We start from the raw sequence: 16,431 nt of genomic DNA on the forward strand, positions 1-16,431 counted from the left end.
CCCTGTCGTGACGGTGCGACGAAGCCCGGGCGTGTCACACCGCCCCAGCTACCGCACCAGCCACGCCATTTGGCACTCTGGGTCCGCCGAGGGGATGCACGGGGGAGGCACCGGAGGGGATGACGACCATGAACGCGACACAGACGGGGACAGCGACAGGAAGGCCGACAGGCCGACCGACAGGCCGACCGACAGGCCGACCGACAGAAAGCCCGACGAGCACACCGACACCCGGAACACCCGGTACGACCGGCAGACCCGGCGGCGACCCACGAGTCGGCTGGAGCTCCGACGACACACCCCGCGTCCCCACCCTCCGCCACCGCCGCGACGGCATACTCCCCACCGTCGCCGCCGCCCTCTCCGTACGCGGCGCAACCCTCACCGGCACCGCCGCACGCGGCGACCAACCACCCTCCCTGCACCCACTCGTCCAGGACTTCCTGGACACCCTCGCCAGCGCCCAACGCGACCGCTCCACCGGCCGCTGCGCCGAAGCACTCCTCATATCCCGCCAGATCACCATCGCCGACGAGGCCCGCAGCCGACGCGCCGCCCGCAAACCCATGACCAACGGCGAAGCCCGCAGAGCACTCAAACAAGCCAAACTCACCACCCGCCGCATCCGCGAGGACGGCGACCCCCTCCACGGCAGCTTCGCCGCACCCTGCCGCTCCTGCACGGCGCTCAGCGCCCACTTCGGCGTCCGCATAGTCGACTCGTCGGCCCCCACCGACTGACGCCCCCCTCACCCCACCCCCAGGCACCACCGCAAGACGGCGCCGCACCGGACACACGCTCGCGCCGGTCCATGACCTCGACGATCGAAGGGCAGATGCACACCGACCGCACCTCCTCCACCCGCTTCCCCGTGGCCGTCGACGCCGCACTGCGCGCCGCCGGCTGGCAGCCCGGCCGCTGGGACATAAAACAGGCCGAGATCTGGGCCGACACCCTGCGCGGCCACACCTCCCCCGCCGGACACCGCCACGCCGTCTTCCCCGCCGCCGTGGAAGCCTGGGCGGAATTCGGCGGCCTCCACCTCACACCCCCCGGCACCGGCCGCCAGGTCGCCCCCACCGCCCTCCACCTCGACCCCCTGCACGGCCTCCACATGGCCCGCACCCTCGCCGACCTCGGCCGCGCCCTCGACACCGAGGTCTGCCCCCTCGGCGAAGAACCCGAGACCCAGTCCCTGCTGGCCATCGACACAGCCGGCCGCGTCTACGCCCTCGACCACACCGGCGACTGGTACCTCGGCGCCGACATCGACCAGGCCCTCGCCACCCTCGTCACCGGCCTGGAACCGGTCCGCCTGACACCTCCCTGAGCCACACCCGCTGGGCCAAGTCGGGTGCGCGACGCGCCCCGACAGGGGCGCGGGGAACTGCGCGACCAGCCCCCACCGGGCCCGCAGGCAAAGAACCGCACAACCAGCGGAACGTCACGTCGGAATGACCGCCGACACCCGAAACCCCCCGGCCTCCGTCGGCCCGGACACGAACACCCCGCCCAGCGCGGCAACCCGCTCCTTCATCCCGAGCAGACCATTGCCACCGGACGGAAACCGCACCGACGAGACCGACGACGGCTCGGGCGGCGGCTCGTTCTCCACCTGCATCGCGATCTCATCACCCCGATGAGCCAGCCGCACATGCGTCTTCGCCCCCGCCGCATGCTTGTGCACGTTCGTCAACGCCTCCTGCACCACCCGGTACGCGGTCTGCTCCACCATCGCCCCGTACAACCGCACCTCCCCCTCGACCGACAGAGCCACGACCATCCCCGCAGCCGCCGACTGCCCCACCAACTCCTCCAGCTCAGCCAGACAGGGCCCGTCCCCCGCACCCTCATCACCCTCGCCCCGAGCAGCACGAGAAGCAGCCACAGCCGCGGCCGCACCCACCGCCGCCAACGGCACACCCTGCACCCGCCGCTCCAGCCCGTCCCCCGACCGCAGCACCCCGAGCATCTCCCGCAACTCGGTCAACGCCTGCCGCCCCATGTCCCCCACCAGGGCGGCATTCCGCACAGCCTTCTCAGGATCCTTCCGCGCGACCGCCTGCAACGCCGCCGCATGCACCACCATCAGACTCACCCGGTGCGCCACCACGTCATGCATCTCACGGGCGATCCGCGTCCGCTCCTCGTTCCGCGCCCACTCCGCCCGCTCCTCGGCCCGCTCCGCCAGCAACTGAAGCTCCCGCTCCAGACTGTCGGCCCGCTCCCGAAGACTCTCCATCAACCGCCGCCGGGCACCCACGTACAACCCGAGCAGCAACGGCGGCGCGGTGACACCCAGCGAGGTGGTGATGGCGACGACAGGAACCAGCCAGTCCCCGATCTTCAGCCCCCCGTCCGCCACCCCCTGATGCGACCGCACGAACGTCACGATGAGCGTCCCCACCATCGCCATCCCGGCCAACGCCCCGATGATCCGCCGGGGCAGCTCGGAAGCGGCGAGCGTGTACAGCCCGACGATGCCCATCAGATAGCCCATCTGGGCCGGCGCGACAGCGATGGACACCAGTACGACGGCAATCGGCCACCGCCGCCGCAACACCAGCACGGACCCGGCCACAAGCCCGAACACGATCCCCGCCGCCAACGGGATCCCCGCGTCCCTGGCGAACGAAATCCCCTCCGCCGCACACTCCCCGGCAGACAGCACCGCGAGACCCACGTCAAACGCCGCACTGCGCCACCGGGTCCACCACAACGGCCCGGTCAGGGCCGCGGCGTGGTCTTCCCCCGTAGTGGTCATGAGCCCAGCCTACGGGCGCCGCCCCCCGCTTTTCCGGCGAGTTTCGACGACCGGCCTACACCACAGGGGCCGCCGACACCACAATCGAACAGAAGCGAAACCCACCAGAATCCCTCGAACTGCTGAATCGCGCACCGTTCGACCCCGGAAGCAATGATTCCGCCCCGAGGCTTTGCCCATGGAACATGCATGCGGCAAGTACACGGATTTCGAGGGGCTACGGGAGCGGGCGCTGGCGTTGCGACGGGAGGGCCTGAGCATTCGACAGATCCGCGACGAGCTCCAGGTCCACAACAAGGACGTCCTGCAGCGCCTCGTCAAGGGCGAGCCACCCCCGGAATGGACGAAGCGCCCGCGAGCGAAGGACGACCTCCGCGAGAGGGCGCGGGAACTACGGAAGCAGGGCTGGACCTACAACCGGATCCAGGCGGAACTGGGGTGCTCGAAGAGTTCAGTCTCGCTCTGGGTACGGGATCTTCCGCATCAGGAGCCCAAGTGCACACCGGCGGAACAGCGGGAGCGGATGGATGCGGGACTCGCTCGGCTACAAGCCTCCCGACAGCAGGAGCGCGAGGCTACAAAGCAAGCGGCGGCGACAGCCGTCGGCGAACTGTCGGATCGCGAGTTGTTCCTTACGGGTGTTGCCCTCTACTGGGCCGAGGGGACCAAGGACAAGCCACACACTCGCCGCGAGTGCGTGGAGTTCGTCAACAGCGACCCCGGAATGATCAGCGTCTTCCTCGCCTGGCTCGACCTGCTTGAGGTAAGCCGGGAACGACTGCACTGCCGCGTCATGATTCACGAGTCCGCCGACGTCGCCGCCGCCGAACACCACTGGGCCGGCCTCATCGGCATTGACCCGTCAACCCTGGGCAGGACGATCCTCAAGAAGCACAATCCCTCGACCGTGCGCAAGAACACGGGAGACTCCTACCGAGGGTGCCTCGGTATCAGGGTGCGACAAGGAGCAGATCTGTACCGTCGCATCGAGGGTGCCTGGTACGGCATAGTGGTGGGTGCCAATTCGACGACCTGACCAAATGTCCGGTTTAGTCGAATTTATTCCCCTGTGGTGTAATTGGCAGCACTGTGGCTTTTGGTGCCATATGTCCGGGTTCAAGTCCTGGCAGGGGAGCCATACTCGGTTCGGGTCCTGACAATCCAGTCAGGGCCCTTACTCATGTCCCCCACGAAACGCCCCGGTATCCTGCGGATGTCCACCCCACCCCCTCCGCAGCCGAAGGGCACCACCCGTGAGCGCCAATCGCCCCGCCGCCGTAGTCGTACTCGCAGCGGGTGAGGGCACCCGTATGAAGTCGGCCACACCCAAGGTCCTGCACGAGCTCTGTGGCCGTTCGCTGGTGGGTCATGTGCTCGCCGCCGCAGGCGAGTTGGACCCCGAGAACCTGGTCGTCGTCGTGGGGCACGCCCGCGAGAAGGTCACCGCCCATCTGACGGAGGCCGGCGCCGGTATCCGTACCGCCTTCCAGGCGCGGCAGAACGGCACCGGTCATGCCGTACGCATGGGGCTGGAGGAGCTGGGCGGGACCGTCGACGGGACTGTTGTCGTCGTCTGTGGCGACACCCCGCTGCTCACCGGGGAGACCCTGCGTGCGCTCGCCGCGACCCACTCCGGTGACGGCAATGCCGTGACCGTGTTGACCGCCGAGGTGCCGGACGCGACCGGGTACGGGCGGATCGTGCGGGACGGGGCCTCCGGGGCGGTCACCGCCATCGTCGAGCACAAGGACGCGAGCGACTCGCAGCGGGCGATCCGTGAGATCAATTCCGGTGTGTTCGCCTTCGACGGGCAGCTCCTGGCCGACGCGCTGGGGAAGGTGCGGACGGACAACAGTCAGGGTGAGGAGTATCTGACCGACGTGCTCGGGATCCTGCGTGAGGCGGGGCATCGGGTGGGGGCGTCCGTGGCCGCGGATCATCGTGAGATCGCCGGGATCAACAACCGTGTGCAGTTGGCGGAGGCGCGTCGGATCCTGAACGAGCGGTTGCTGACCGAGGCCATGCTGGCCGGGGTGAGTGTGATCGATCCGGCGAGTACGTGGGTCGATGTGACGGTCACGTTCGAGCAGGACTCGATCGTCCATCCGAACACGCAGCTCCAGGGTGCGACGCATCTCGCGGAGGGTGCCGAGGTCGGGCCCAACTCCCGGTTGAAGGACACCCGGGTGGGGGCGGGGGCGCGGCTGGACAACACCGTGGCGGACGGTGCTGTGGTGGGGGCGGGGGCGACTGTGGGGCCGTACGCGTATCTGCGTCCCGGGACCCGTCTCGGGGTGAAGTCGAAGATCGGTACGTATGTCGAGACGAAGAACACGTCTATCGGTGACGGGACGAAGGTGCCGCATCTGTCGTATGTCGGGGACGCGACGATCGGTGAGTACACGAACATCGGTGCCGCGAGTGTGTTCGTGAACTACGACGGGCAGGACAAGCATCACACCGTCGTCGGGTCGCACTGCAAGACGGGTTCGGACAACATGTTTGTGGCGCCTGTCACGGTCGGGGACGGTGCTTACACCGCGGCCGGGTCGGTGATCACGAAGGATGTGCCGCCCGGTTCGTTGGCCGTGGCCCGTGGCCAGCAGCGGAATATCGAGGGTTGGGTGGCTCGTAAGCGTCCGGGGAGTGCGTCGGCGAGGGCGGCCGAGGCGGCTTCTCGGGAGCCGGGTGGCGAAAGCTGACCGGAAACAGTCCGGTCCGACTCGGGCTACCGTGATAGATGCACACCCGCACACCCCCAGCTGAGCAGGCCTGCCAGGGCTGATCACGGCTGAGACACCTCCGAGGAGACAGTGCTGTGACCGGGACCAAGACGACCGGTGGGAAGAAGAAGATGATGTTCTTCTCCGGCCGCGCCCACCCCGAGCTTGCCGAGGAGGTCGCCCAGCAGTTGGGGGTCGGGGTTGTCCCGACGAAGGCCTTCGACTTCGCGAACGGTGAGATCTACGTCCGTTACGAGGAGTCGGCGCGTGGCGCGGACTGTTTTGTGATCCAGAGCCACACGGCTCCGATCAATCAGTGGATCATGGAGCAGTTGATCATGATCGATGCGCTGAAGCGTGCGTCGGCTCGTTCCATCACGGTGATCGTGCCGTTCTACGGTTACGCGCGGCAGGACAAGAAGCACCGTGGGCGTGAACCGATCTCGGCACGTCTGGTGGCGGACCTGATGGCGACGGCGGGTGCGGACCGCATCCTGACGGTGGATCTGCACACGGATCAGATCCAGGGTTTCTTCGACGGTCCGGTCGACCATCTCTTCGCGCTTCCGTTGCTCGCGGACTATGTGGGCGAGAAGGTGGACAAGGGCAAGCTGACGGTGGTTTCGCCGGATGCGGGCCGGGTGCGGGTGGCCGACCGCTGGTGCGACCGGCTGGGTGCGCCGTTGGCGATCGTGCACAAGCGGCGTGACAAGGACGTGGCGAACCAGGTGACCGTCCACGAGGTCGTGGGTGAGGTCAAGGGTCGTGTGTGTGTTCTCGTCGACGACATGATCGACACCGGTGGGACGATCTGTGCGGCTGCGGACGCTCTGTTCGCGCATGGTGCGGAGGATGTCATCGTGACGGCGACGCACGGTGTGCTGTCGGGTCCGGCGGCGGACCGGCTGAAGAACTCGCGGGTGAGTGAGTTCATCTTCACGAACACGTTGCCGACGCCGGGTGAGCTGAGTGCGGACCTGGACAAGATCAAGGTGCTGTCGATCGCGCCGACCATCGCGAGTGCGGTGCGTGAGGTGTTCGAGGACGGTTCGGTGACGAGTCTGTTCGACGAGCAGTAGGTCCGCCGGGTCTGCTGCCTGCGGGTTTGTTTCCCACAGGCTCTGCTGAATCGCTTCTGCAAGATCAATTTTTCTGCGGCCTCCCCTGCCGAGTACTCTGTTGGAGTTGCTCGGCGAGGGAGGCCGTACCCGTGTGGTTCGCGGGCCGGTGATCCGTTATCGACGCGCTCTTCGTAGCAGGCCGTTCGTGGCCGGGTGACCTGTCCCTCTCTCACCCGTACGAGGAGTGAAAAGCATGTCCGACGTAAAGCTCACCGCCGAGACCCGCACCGAGTTCGGCAAGGGCGCCGCCCGCCGCATCCGCCGCGAGGCCAAGGTTCCCGCGGTCGTCTACGGCCACGGTGCCGAGCCCGTCCACATCACGCTGCCGGGCCACGAGCTCCAGCTCGCCCTGCGTACCCCGAACGTGCTGCTCACCCTGGACATCGAGGGCCGCACCGCGCTGGCGATCCCGAAGGCCGTGCAGCGTGACCCGCTGAAGGGCTACCTGGAGCACGTCGACCTGCTCACCGTGAAGAGCGGCGAGAAGGTCACCGTCGAGGTCTACGTCCACACCGAGGGCGACCTGGCCCCCGGCGCCTACCTCCTTGAGCACGTGCTGAGCACGCTGACCGTCGAGGCCGAGGCCACGCACATCCCCGAGTCCGTCACCGTGTCCATCGCGGGCCTTGAGGCCGGTGCCTCCATCCTCGCCAAGGACATCCCGCTGCCCAAGGGCACCACGCTGGCGATCGACGAGGACGCGGTCGTCCTCCAGGTCCTGGCCGCGCAGGCCGAGGAAGCCGCCGCCGACGACGACGCGGCGACCACCGAGGCCTGATTTCCCCGGAGTCCTCTTTCGCCGGCCGCCGCTCCCACCAGGGGCGGCGGCCGGCGCGTATCGAGGCACGTATCGAGGCACGCATCGAGGAGAGATGGACGTGACGACCGACGCGGGCGGCCCCTGGCTGATCGTGGGGCTCGGCAACCCCGGGCCGGAGTACGCGATGAACCGGCACAACGTGGGGTTCATGGTGGCCGACCTGCTGGCGGGTCGGATCGGCGGGAGGTTCAAGCGGGCCGGGAAGGCGCAGGCACAGGTCGTCGAGGGGCGTGTCGGGCCGCCGGGACCGGCGAGCCGCCGGGTGGTTCTGGCGAAGCCGACGTCGTACATGAACCTGTCGGGCGGGCCGGTCAACGCGCTGCGCGAGTTCTACAAGGTGCCGCTGGACCGTGTCGTGGCGGTCCACGACGAGCTGGACATCGACTACGGGGTCCTGCGGCTGAAGCTGGGCGGCGGTGACAACGGTCACAACGGTCTGAAGTCGATGACGAAGGCGATGGGCCCGGACTACCACCGGGTGCGGTTCGGGATCGGGCGCCCGCCGGGTCGTATGCAGGTCGCCGATTTCGTGCTGAAGGACTTCTCGTCGGCGGAGCGCAAGGAGCTGGACTACTTCGTGGACCGGGCGGCGGACGCGGTGGAGTCCCTGCTGACGGTGGGCCTGGAGCGGGCGCAGACCGCGTACAACTCCTGAGGCCGGGGGGCGCCGGAGGGCCTCTGGTGGGGTGCGGGATACGTGCGTACAACTGCTGACTTTGTCGGGCAGGAGTTGACCGATCGCACGACCATGGCCAATGATCCCGGCCATGCCAGCCACCGCCCACCGGCGCAAGTCCGCCCCCGCCCCAGCCGCACTGCGGCTGGGGCGTGTCGGGCGGCTGGGGCAGTTCGTGGTGATGGGTACGGTCGCCGCGCTGATCCTGATCGCGGGTGTGTGGGCGTCGTGGGGGTCGGCCCAGCACGTGATGCTGAGCAAGGGGCGCGAGCAGGGCACGATGACGGTGTCGGGGTGCGAGGACGGCGTCTGCACGGGGTCGTACCGGCCGGTGTCGGTGGGGTCGACGGCGCGGAGCCGGGTCGTCCTCGACCAGTCGGTCGGGGTCAGCGAGGGCGAGACGTACACCGTGGTCGTGAAGCCCGGCAGCAGTGATGTCGTGCGGTCGGGGCCGGCCGGTTTCCTGTACGCGTGGGTGCCGTTGGGCGGTGCGCTGCTGCTCGCGTCGGTCGTGGTCGCGGGCGGTCTGGGGCTGACGCGGACCGGCTGGGCACTGGCCGGGAGCGGCCTGGCGCTGGTGACGGCGGCCTGGGTGGCGTTGTAGCCGACGTGGCCTGCTGAGCGATGTGGCCCCGCGGCCCCTGTGACGATGTGAGGGTGCCCTCGTACATGTGGACCGTGTGTCCGTGTACGAGGGCACCCTCGGCTGTTTCGCGCTGTCCGCGTCCGGCTCAGCCGGTGTTGCGCAGGCCCGCCGCCACTCCGTTGACCGTGAGGAGGAGGGCGCGGGCGAGGAGCGGGTCGGGGTCGGCGCCCGCTGCGGCGGCGTCGCGCTGGCGCTTGAGCAGGGTGACCTGGAGGTAGGAGATGGGGTCCAGGTAGGCGTCGCGGATGGTGAAGGTCTGCTTGAGGACCGGGTTGGCGTCGAGGAGTTCGCTCTCGCCGGTGATCTTCAGAACCTCGCGGACGGTGAGCTCGTGCTCGGCCTCGATGTCGGCGAAGACGTGCTGGAGCTCGGCGGGAACGAGGGTCTCGACGTAGTGCCGGGCGATGCGCAGGTCGGTCTTCGCGAGCGTCATCTCGACGTTGGAGATGAAGTTCCGGAAGAAGTGCCACTGCTCGTGCATCTCGTCCAGGACCGTGTCCAGGCCGGCTTCGCGCAGGGCCTTCAGGCCGGAGCCGACGCCGAACCAGCCGGGCACGATCTGCCGTGACTGGGTCCAGCCGAACACCCATGGAATGGCGCGCAGTCCGTCGAGGGAGACGCCTGAGCCGGGGCGGCGGGAGGGCCGTGAGCCGAGGTGCAGGTCGGCGAGCTGGTCCACCGGTGTCGACGCGAGGAAGTACGTCGGCAGGTCCGGGTCCTCGACGAGCCTGCGGTAGGCCGCGTGGGCGGCGTCGGAGACGAGATCCATGGCCGCGTCCCAGCGGGCGAGGGATTCGTCGGACTGGCGGGGGGAGGTGTGCAGGGCGGAGGCCTGGAGGGTGGCGGCGACCGTGAGTTCGAGGTTCTCGCGGGCGAGCGAGGGGACCAGGTACTTGTCGGAGATCACCTCGCCCTGTTCGGTCACCTTGATCTCGCCCTCCAGGGTGCCCCAGGGCTGGGCGAGGATCGCGTCGTGGGAGGGGCCGCCGCCGCGGCCGACGGTGCCGCCGCGGCCGTGGAAGAGGCGCAGCCGGACGCCGTAGCGGTGGGCGACGTCGCGCAGGCGGCGCTGGGCGCGGTGGATCTCCCACTGGCTGGTGGTGATGCCGCCGAACTTGGAGGAGTCGCTGTACCCGAGCATGACTTCCTGGACGTCCCCGCGGAGTGCCACCAGGCGGCGGTAGGAGGGGTCGGAGAGCATGTCTTCGAGGATCGTGTCGGCGGCCTTGAGTTCGTCGGTGGTCTCCAGGAGGGGGACGATGCCGATCCTGGCCCAGCCGGCGTGCAGGTCGATGAGTCCGGCCTCGCGGGCGAGTACGGCGGCGGCGAAGACGTCGTCGGAGCCCTGGCACATCGAGATGATGTACGACTCGATGACCTCGGGTCCGAAGACGGCGAGGGCCTTCTTGACGGTTTCGAACACGCCGAGGGTCTTGGTGCCGGCGGCGTCGAGGGGCGCCGGGGTGGGCGCGAGGGGCCTGCGGGACCGCAGTTCCTTGGCGAGGAGCTTGTTGCGGTACTCGCGGGGCATGTCCTCGTACCGCCAGGACTCCTCGCCGAGGCGGTCGAAGAGCTGGCCGAGGGTGTGGTGGTGGGCGTCGGCGTGTTCGCGTACGTCCATGGTGGCGAGCTGGAGGCCGAAGGCGGCGAGGGTGCGGATGGTGCGGTCCATGCGGCCGTCGGCGAAGAGGCCGCCGCGGTGTTCGCGCAGGGAGGTCTGGATGAGGGTGAGGTCGGCGAGGAGCTGGCCGGTGCCGAGGTAGTCGCGGCCGGGCTGGTGCGGGGTGTCCCTGGCCAGGCGCTGCTTGGTGTTTTCGAGCTTCTGGCGGATGCAGGTGGCCTTGAGCCGGTAGGGCTCCTCGGCGTTGAGGCGCTTGTAGCGGGGGCTGATCTCGGGCAGGAGTTCGATGTCGGCGCGGAGGGACTCCAGGAGTTCCTCGGTGGCGCCGGTGTAGCGGATCGAGTTGGAGAGGAAGCCGCGCAGCTCGTCGATCAGTTCCAGGGCGTCGTTGATGCCGTGCTCGTGCTGGAGGATCAGGACGTCCCAGGTGACCTGCGGGGTCACGTTGGGGTTGCCGTCGCGGTCGCCGCCGATCCAGGTGCCGAAGGTGAGGGGGCGGGTGTCGTCGGGGAGGCGGACGCCGACGCGTTCGAGTTCGGCGGTGAGGTCTTCGAGTACGTCCCCGACGGCACCCGCGTGCAGTTCGTCGAGGTAGTAGATGGCGTTGCGGGCCTCGTCGGCGGGTTCGGGGCGTACGACGCGCAGTTCGTCGGTCTGCCAGACGAGGTCGATGTTCTCGGCCAGACGGGTGTCGTAGCGGCGCCGGTCCGCCTCGATGACAGGGGTCTCCAGCAGTGCGGCGATGCGGCGCAGCTTGTTGAGGACCGAGCGCCTGGCCGCTTCCGTGGGGTGGGCCGTGAAGACCGGGCGAACGTTGAGGTTCTTGACCGTGGCGCGCAGGTGGTCGGGGTCGGCGTCCTTGAGGCGGTCGGCGGTGCGGGCGAGGAGGCCGCCTTCGGCGGCGCGCTTGGCGCGCAGTTCGCGGCCTCGGTGGACCTGCTCGGTGACGTTGGCGAGGTGGAAGTAGGTGGAGAAGGCGCGGACGAGCTTGGCGGCGGTCTCCAGCTCGGTGCCGCGCAGCAGTTCGGCGGCGGCCTCGCCGTCCTCGCGGGTCAGGTGGCGGACCTTCTCCACGAGTTCGAGCAGCTCAGGGCCCTCTTGGCGGACGAGGGTCTCGCCGAGCAGGTCACCCAGGCGTCGGATGTCGGCGCGCAGTTCACTGCTGGTCGTCGTGGCGGCCATGTCGGTCTGGCCACGGTCGTCGGCACTGCTCACAGGTGCGGCTCCTTGCAGTGTGGAGGCTCGGCGGGTGGGTACCCGGCCGGTGTCCGGGCGGTCTGGCCGCGCCGGAACCGGTTGCCGGGCGGCATAGGGGCTGGGCATCCGGGAAGAAAAGAGAGCGGACCGCGCTGTCCGACCGACTCCAGGATAGGTGTCGAGGGGGACGCGCAGAATTTCGGGCTCTTGCCGCCGGGCAACGCGCTGACATACTTACGACGCCGTAGGTTACGCAACCGTAGGGAGCCTGGATCCGAAGGGCGCCCTCGGATTCCGTATCCGGTATCTCCCTAGACCCACCACCCCCCAGGGGACGCGCATGACCACCTCACCTTCCGGTGCGATCGAAGACGCCGGGAAGACGTCCGACGACACCTCACTGCCCTCGGCCACGCTGGGTGGCGAAAAGAAGCGTTCGATCGAGCAGATCACGCTTCTCCTCTTCATCACCGTCCCGTTCCTCGCGGTGCTGGCGGCGGTGCCGCTGGCGTGGGGCTGGGGGGTGAGCTGGCTGGACCTCGGCCTGCTCGTCTTCTTCTACTACCTGGGCTGCCACGGCATCACCATCGGCTTCCACCGCTACTTCACGCACGGTGCCTTCAAGGCCAAACGGCCGCTGCGGATCGCGCTCGCCATCGCCGGGTCGATGGCGGTGGAGGGTCCGCTGGTGCGCTGGGTGGCCGACCATCGCAAGCACCACAAGTTCTCCGACGCGGAGGGCGACCCGCATTCGCCGTGGCGGTTCGGGGAGACGGTCCCGGCGCTGATGCGGGGCCTGTGGTGGGCGCACATCGAGTGGATGTTCGACGAGGAGCAGACGCCGCAGGACAAGTACGCGCCCGACCTGATCAAGGACCCGGACATCCGGGCGATCTCCCGTCAGTTCATCTGGTGGGCGATGCTGTCGCTGGCCCTGCCGGCGCTGATCGGCGGCCTGGTGACGATGTCCTGGTGGGGTGCCTTCACCGGCTTCTTCTGGGGCTCGCTCGTCCGTGTCTGCCTGCTCCATCACGTCACCTGGTCGATCAACTCGATCTGCCACGCGGTGGGCAAGCGCCCGTTCAAGTCGCGGGACCGCTCGGGGAACGTGTGGTGGCTGGCCGTCCTCTCCTGCGGCGAGTCCTGGCACAACCTGCACCACGCCGACCCGACGTCGGCGCGACACGGTGTGATGCGCGGGCAGATCGACTCATCGGCGCGGCTGATCCGCTGGTTCGAGAAGCTCGGCTGGGCCTCTGACGTGCGCTGGCCGTCACGCTCGCGTATCGATTCACGCCGTAACACGGATCTGGACGGCTCCCGGCGCCGGAAGGAGCCCGCGAAGGCGGCATGATTGACGGCGTGGTGACCGACTCCAGCAGCACCGAGAGCAATGAGAAACCGCGGCGCCCCCGCCGCACCCGGATGACGGGTGCCGAGCGCCGGGCCCAGTTGCTGGAGATCGGCCGCACGCTGTTCGCCACGAAGGGCTTCGAGGCGACGTCGGTGGAGGAGATCGCGGCCAAGGCCGGCGTCTCCAAGCCGGTGGTGTACGAGCACTTCGGCGGCAAGGAGGGCCTGTACGCGGTGGTCGTGGACCGCGAGATGCGGCGCCTGCTGGACATGGTGACGAGTTCCCTGACGGCAGGGCATCCCCGCGAACTGTGCGAACAGGCCGCCTTCGCGCTCCTCGACTACATCGAGGAGTACACGGACGGTTTCCGCATCCTCGTCCGCGATTCCCCCATCCCGCAGTCGACGGGTTCCTTCGCGTCCCTGATCTCGGACATCGCCACCCAGGTGGAGGACATCCTGGGCCGCGAGTTCAAACGCCGCGGCTTCGACCCCAAGCTGGCCCCGCTGTACGCCCAGGCCCTGGTCGGCATGGTCGCGCTCACCGGCCAGTGGTGGCTGGACGTGCGACGCCCGAGGAAGGCGGAGGTGGCGGCACATCTGGTGAACCTGGCGTGGCACGGGCTGGACGGTCTGGAGGCGAAGCCGCGGCTGATCGGGCGGCGGAAGGCCTGAGTCCCTGCCGGGCTCGGGAGGGTTTGGCCCCTCGCGGGCATCAGGCCCGGGTGATCGCCTCGCCGATGACGAAGCCTTTGGCGGGGCCGACGGGGATGACTACGTCCACGTCGTAGGGGACACGCTGCTCCGCCTTGTAGACGGCCTTCTTGTAATCGGGCTCGGTCAACACCGACACAGCGCCGCCCTCGTCGAAGTCATGCCGAGGACACCGACGTAGTACGCCCGCAGGGCATCCTCCGTGCCGGGCGGCGCGGCCAGCTGTACATGATCGACGGCGGCGATCATCGCTCAGCCCGCCTTCCGCGCCACGGCGAACAGTCGCTGGAACGGCAGCACCGTGCCGTACGACTCCGTCGGGTAGACGGCGCGCAGCAGATCGCGGTACTCGGTGACGAACGCGTCCCGGGCCTCCGGGTCGTCCGCCAGGGCGGTGAGGACGGGTCGCAGTCCCGTCCCCTTGACCCAGTCCAGCACCGGGTCCTCGCCCTGTAGGACGTGCAGGTACGTCGTCTCCCACACGTCCGCCTCGCAGCCGAGCCGGGCGAGCCGGTCGAGGTAGACGAGGGGTGCGTGGACGGAGTCGTCGTGGCGCAGCACCTCGCCGAGGCGGCTCTTCCAGCGGGCGCCGGTGCCCAGCTGGCGCATCAGGCTGTGCAGGGGTGCGTCGAGGTTGTTCGGCACCTGGAAGGCGAAGGTCCCGCCGGGGGCGACGGCGTCCAGCCAGGCCGGGAACGCGTCGAGGTGTCCTTCGACCCACTGGAGGGCGGCGTTGGAGACGATCAGGTCGTACGTCTCGGAGGGCGCCCATGCCGAGGCGTCCGCGTGGGCGAAGTCGAGGTGTCCGCCGCCCGCCGTGGGGCCCGCGTACCGGGCGGCCTGTTCCAGCATGGGGGCGGAGTTGTCGTACCCGGTGATGTGCGCGGTGGGCCAGCGGTCGGCGAGTACGGCGGTGACGTTGCCGGGGCCGCAGCCGAGGTCGGCGATGCGGGGCGGCCCCGCGGACGGTTCGGCGGGGAGGTCGGGGACTCGGGCGAGGAGGTCGGTGAAGGGGCGGGCTCGGTGGTCGGCGTGGCGGAGGTACTGGGCGGGGTCCCATGTAGGGGCAGGAGCGGGGGTGGTGGCAGGCATGGGGGTACTCCCGGGGTCAGGGGGCGATCACCGTCTTCGGCTCCACCCTGACGGAGAAAGTCTCTCGACGTCAAGAGACTTGATGCCAAGAGACTTCACATCGACACAACCACTACACTGATCGCCATGGAGGACGAGGTCGATCGGCTGGTCGCTGCGTGGCGCCGGGAGCGCCCGGACCTCGACGTGGAACCGCTCGAAGTGCTCAGCCGCGTCAGCAGGCTGGCCCGGCACCTGGACCGTGCGCGCAGGCTGGCGTTCGCCGAGCACGCACTGGAGCCCTGGGAGTTCGACGTCCTGACCGCGCTGAGGCGTGCCGGGAACCCGTACCAGCTCTCCCCCGGGCAGCTCCTCACCCAGACCCTGGTCACCTCCGGCACGATGACGAACCGTATCGACCGGCTGACGAAGAAGGGCCTGGTGGAGCGCCTCCCCGACCCCAGTGACCGGCGGGGGGTGCTCGTCCGGCTCACGCCCGAGGGCCAGGACAGGGCCGATCAGGCACTCGCGGGCCTGCTGGACCAGGAGCGCGCGATCCTGGCAGAACTGTCACGGGCACAGCGGGGCGAACTGGCCGGGCTGCTGCGCCAGTTGACGGCGCCGTTCGACAACATCCCCGGCTGACACCGGCGTACGCCGACCGGTCGGTCATGCACCGCTGCCGGTCAGTCGCTGCTGGCGGTCAGGCGCTGCTGCTCTCCTCCACGCCGATGCGTCCGCCGTGGCCCAGGTCGACGGGGCCGACCCCGGCCCGCCGGGCGAGGGCGACGGCGGCGAGCGTGGAGTGGACGCCGAGCTTGCCCAGCACGTTCTGCATGTGGGTGCGCACGGTGTGCGGGGAGAGGAACAGCCGTTCGGCGACGGCTTTGCGGCCCAGCCCGGCGACCATGCACCGCAGCACTTCCCGCTCCCTCGGCGTGAGCGACTCGACGAGCCGCTCGCTCTCGGTGCGGTGCTTGCGGGCGGCGGTCAGCTCACGCAGCACACCGGTGAGGAGGGCCGGCGGGAGGTGCGTCTCGTCGCGCAGCACACCCCGTATGACGGTCAGCAGCCGCGACAGCGAGCAGTCCTTGGCGACCCACCCGGAGGCGCCCGCCTGGAGGGCGAGCGCGGCCCTGCGGGGGTCGTCCTTCTCGGCGAGGACGACGATCCGTACGTGCGAGTGTCCCGAACGGACGCCCGCGACCAGCGAGATGCCGTCGACGAGACCCTCCGCGTTGCCCTCCTGCACGGGCACCGCCGGACGCGCCCCGGGCACGTTGCCGCCCAGGTCGGAGTCGACGAGCAGGACGTCGAACCGGCGGCCCTCGGCCACCGCTCGCTCCAGACTGCGCAGCGCGGCGGGACCGCTGCCGGCGGCGGAGACGTCGACGTCGGGCTCCGCGGCCAGTGCGGCGGCGAGCGACTCGGCGAAGATGCGATGGTCGTCGACGACCAGGACTCGGATGCGAACCACTGAAACCCCCTTCCCCGAGCTCCTCAAGAGCTGGGGACACCCAATCGTCGGGGGGACAACCCGTGCGGACACGACGCCCGGAACAGTCCCCGGCTGTTGCTTCTGGCCTGGGACGGGGCTGCCACAGCCATCTGCGCACGGCCGCCGCCGTGCGATGACTGCTACCCCCACTCCGGGCGTCGTACCCGACTGTCTCGCCCCCTGATCAGCACCGGCCCCCACCGGTGCTGTTCATCAGGGTACGGCCG

16 protein-coding genes, 1 tRNA gene and 1 pseudogene are annotated in these 16,431 nt (G+C 69.3%); 12 read left to right on the forward strand and 6 right to left on the reverse strand.

Annotation, left to right across the window (positions count from 1 at the left end):
- Positions 1-119: 119 nt before the first annotated feature.
- Positions 120-740, forward strand: coding sequence for a YwqJ-related putative deaminase (locus OG595_RS16550; protein ID WP_329272807.1), 621 nt, complete (start codon positions 120-122; stop codon positions 738-740).
- Positions 741-835: 95 nt separating this feature from the next.
- A complete protein-coding gene (locus tag OG595_RS16555; protein WP_329282937.1) occupies positions 836-1,330 on the forward strand; it encodes an SUKH-3 domain-containing protein in 495 nt (164 codons plus the stop codon).
- A 114-nt stretch (positions 1,331-1,444) separates the two neighbouring features.
- On the opposite strand, the gene OG595_RS16560 is transcribed toward OG595_RS16555, so the two are convergent.
- On the reverse strand, positions 1,445-2,764 hold the full coding sequence (locus OG595_RS16560) for a sensor histidine kinase (protein WP_329272809.1): 1,320 nt from the start codon (positions 2,762-2,764) through the stop codon (positions 1,445-1,447).
- Positions 2,765-2,942: 178 nt separating this feature from the next.
- Between OG595_RS16560 and OG595_RS16565 the strand changes: the two genes are divergently transcribed.
- The 7 genes from OG595_RS16565 to OG595_RS16595 all read left to right on the forward strand — a co-directional run bounded on the left by OG595_RS16565 (position 2,943) and on the right by OG595_RS16595 (position 8,708).
- A complete protein-coding gene (locus OG595_RS16565) occupies positions 2,943-3,800 on the forward strand; it encodes a hypothetical protein (RefSeq protein ID WP_329272810.1) in 858 nt (285 codons plus the stop codon).
- A 27-nt stretch (positions 3,801-3,827) separates the two neighbouring features.
- A tRNA-Gln gene (locus OG595_RS16570) sits at positions 3,828-3,902 on the forward strand.
- 115 nt (positions 3,903-4,017) lie between these two features.
- A complete protein-coding gene (glmU, locus tag OG595_RS16575) occupies positions 4,018-5,466 on the forward strand; it encodes a bifunctional UDP-N-acetylglucosamine diphosphorylase/glucosamine-1-phosphate N-acetyltransferase GlmU (RefSeq protein WP_329272812.1) in 1,449 nt (482 codons plus the stop codon).
- 116 nt (positions 5,467-5,582) lie between these two features.
- Entirely contained in the window at positions 5,583-6,566 is a 984-nt protein-coding gene (locus tag OG595_RS16580) for a ribose-phosphate diphosphokinase (RefSeq protein ID WP_329272814.1), read from the forward strand.
- Positions 6,567-6,801: 235 nt separating this feature from the next.
- Positions 6,802-7,386, forward strand: a complete 585-nt coding sequence (locus OG595_RS16585) for a 50S ribosomal protein L25/general stress protein Ctc (protein ID WP_329272816.1) — start codon at positions 6,802-6,804, stop codon at positions 7,384-7,386.
- 94 nt (positions 7,387-7,480) lie between these two features.
- Entirely contained in the window at positions 7,481-8,083 is a 603-nt protein-coding gene (gene pth, locus OG595_RS16590; RefSeq protein ID WP_329272819.1) for an aminoacyl-tRNA hydrolase, read from the forward strand.
- 100 nt (positions 8,084-8,183) lie between these two features.
- Positions 8,184-8,708, forward strand: a complete 525-nt coding sequence (locus OG595_RS16595) for a hypothetical protein (protein WP_329272821.1) — start codon at positions 8,184-8,186, stop codon at positions 8,706-8,708.
- A 127-nt stretch (positions 8,709-8,835) separates the two neighbouring features.
- Here OG595_RS16595 and ppc read toward each other — a convergent pair whose 3' ends face one another.
- Positions 8,836-11,586 (reverse strand): phosphoenolpyruvate carboxylase, encoded by a 2,751-nt coding sequence (ppc, locus tag OG595_RS16600; protein WP_329272824.1) that lies wholly within the window; start codon positions 11,584-11,586, stop codon positions 8,836-8,838.
- 322 nt (positions 11,587-11,908) lie between these two features.
- On the opposite strand from ppc, the gene OG595_RS16605 reads away from it, so the two are divergent.
- Both OG595_RS16605 and OG595_RS16610 read left to right on the forward strand, forming a co-directional pair.
- Complete coding sequence (locus OG595_RS16605) at positions 11,909-12,922, forward strand: acyl-CoA desaturase (RefSeq protein WP_329272826.1); 1,014 nt, start codon at positions 11,909-11,911, stop codon at positions 12,920-12,922.
- Positions 12,919-13,596: a TetR/AcrR family transcriptional regulator gene (locus OG595_RS16610; protein ID WP_329272828.1), complete on the forward strand. Its 678-nt coding sequence runs from the start codon at positions 12,919-12,921 to the stop codon at positions 13,594-13,596. The genes OG595_RS16605 and OG595_RS16610 overlap by 4 nt, the downstream gene beginning before the upstream one ends.
- A gap of 40 nt (positions 13,597-13,636) precedes the next feature.
- Here OG595_RS16610 and OG595_RS16615 read toward each other — a convergent pair whose 3' ends face one another.
- The 3 genes and pseudogenes from OG595_RS16615 to OG595_RS16625 form a co-directional block, all read right to left on the reverse strand.
- Complete coding sequence (locus tag OG595_RS16615) at positions 13,637-13,765, reverse strand: hypothetical protein (protein WP_329272830.1); 129 nt, start codon at positions 13,763-13,765, stop codon at positions 13,637-13,639.
- Between the two features lie 26 nt (positions 13,766-13,791).
- Positions 13,792-13,884: pseudogene (locus tag OG595_RS16620) on the reverse strand (glyoxalase); the annotation flags it as partial.
- 3 nt (positions 13,885-13,887) lie between these two features.
- On the reverse strand, positions 13,888-14,727 hold the full coding sequence (locus tag OG595_RS16625; protein ID WP_329272831.1) for a trans-aconitate 2-methyltransferase: 840 nt from the start codon (positions 14,725-14,727) through the stop codon (positions 13,888-13,890).
- A 126-nt stretch (positions 14,728-14,853) separates the two neighbouring features.
- Between OG595_RS16625 and OG595_RS16630 the strand changes: the two genes are divergently transcribed.
- On the forward strand, positions 14,854-15,351 hold the full coding sequence (locus OG595_RS16630; protein WP_164318744.1) for a MarR family winged helix-turn-helix transcriptional regulator: 498 nt from the start codon (positions 14,854-14,856) through the stop codon (positions 15,349-15,351).
- Between the two features lie 58 nt (positions 15,352-15,409).
- Here the strand turns inward: OG595_RS16630 and OG595_RS16635 are convergent, their stop codons facing one another.
- Positions 15,410-16,183, reverse strand: coding sequence for a response regulator transcription factor (locus tag OG595_RS16635; protein ID WP_329272835.1), 774 nt, complete (start codon positions 16,181-16,183; stop codon positions 15,410-15,412).
- Positions 16,184-16,431: the final 248 nt, after the last annotated feature.

This window comes from Streptomyces sp. NBC_01451 (assembly GCF_036227485.1).
Lineage (GTDB): Bacteria > Actinomycetota > Actinomycetes > Streptomycetales > Streptomycetaceae > Streptomyces.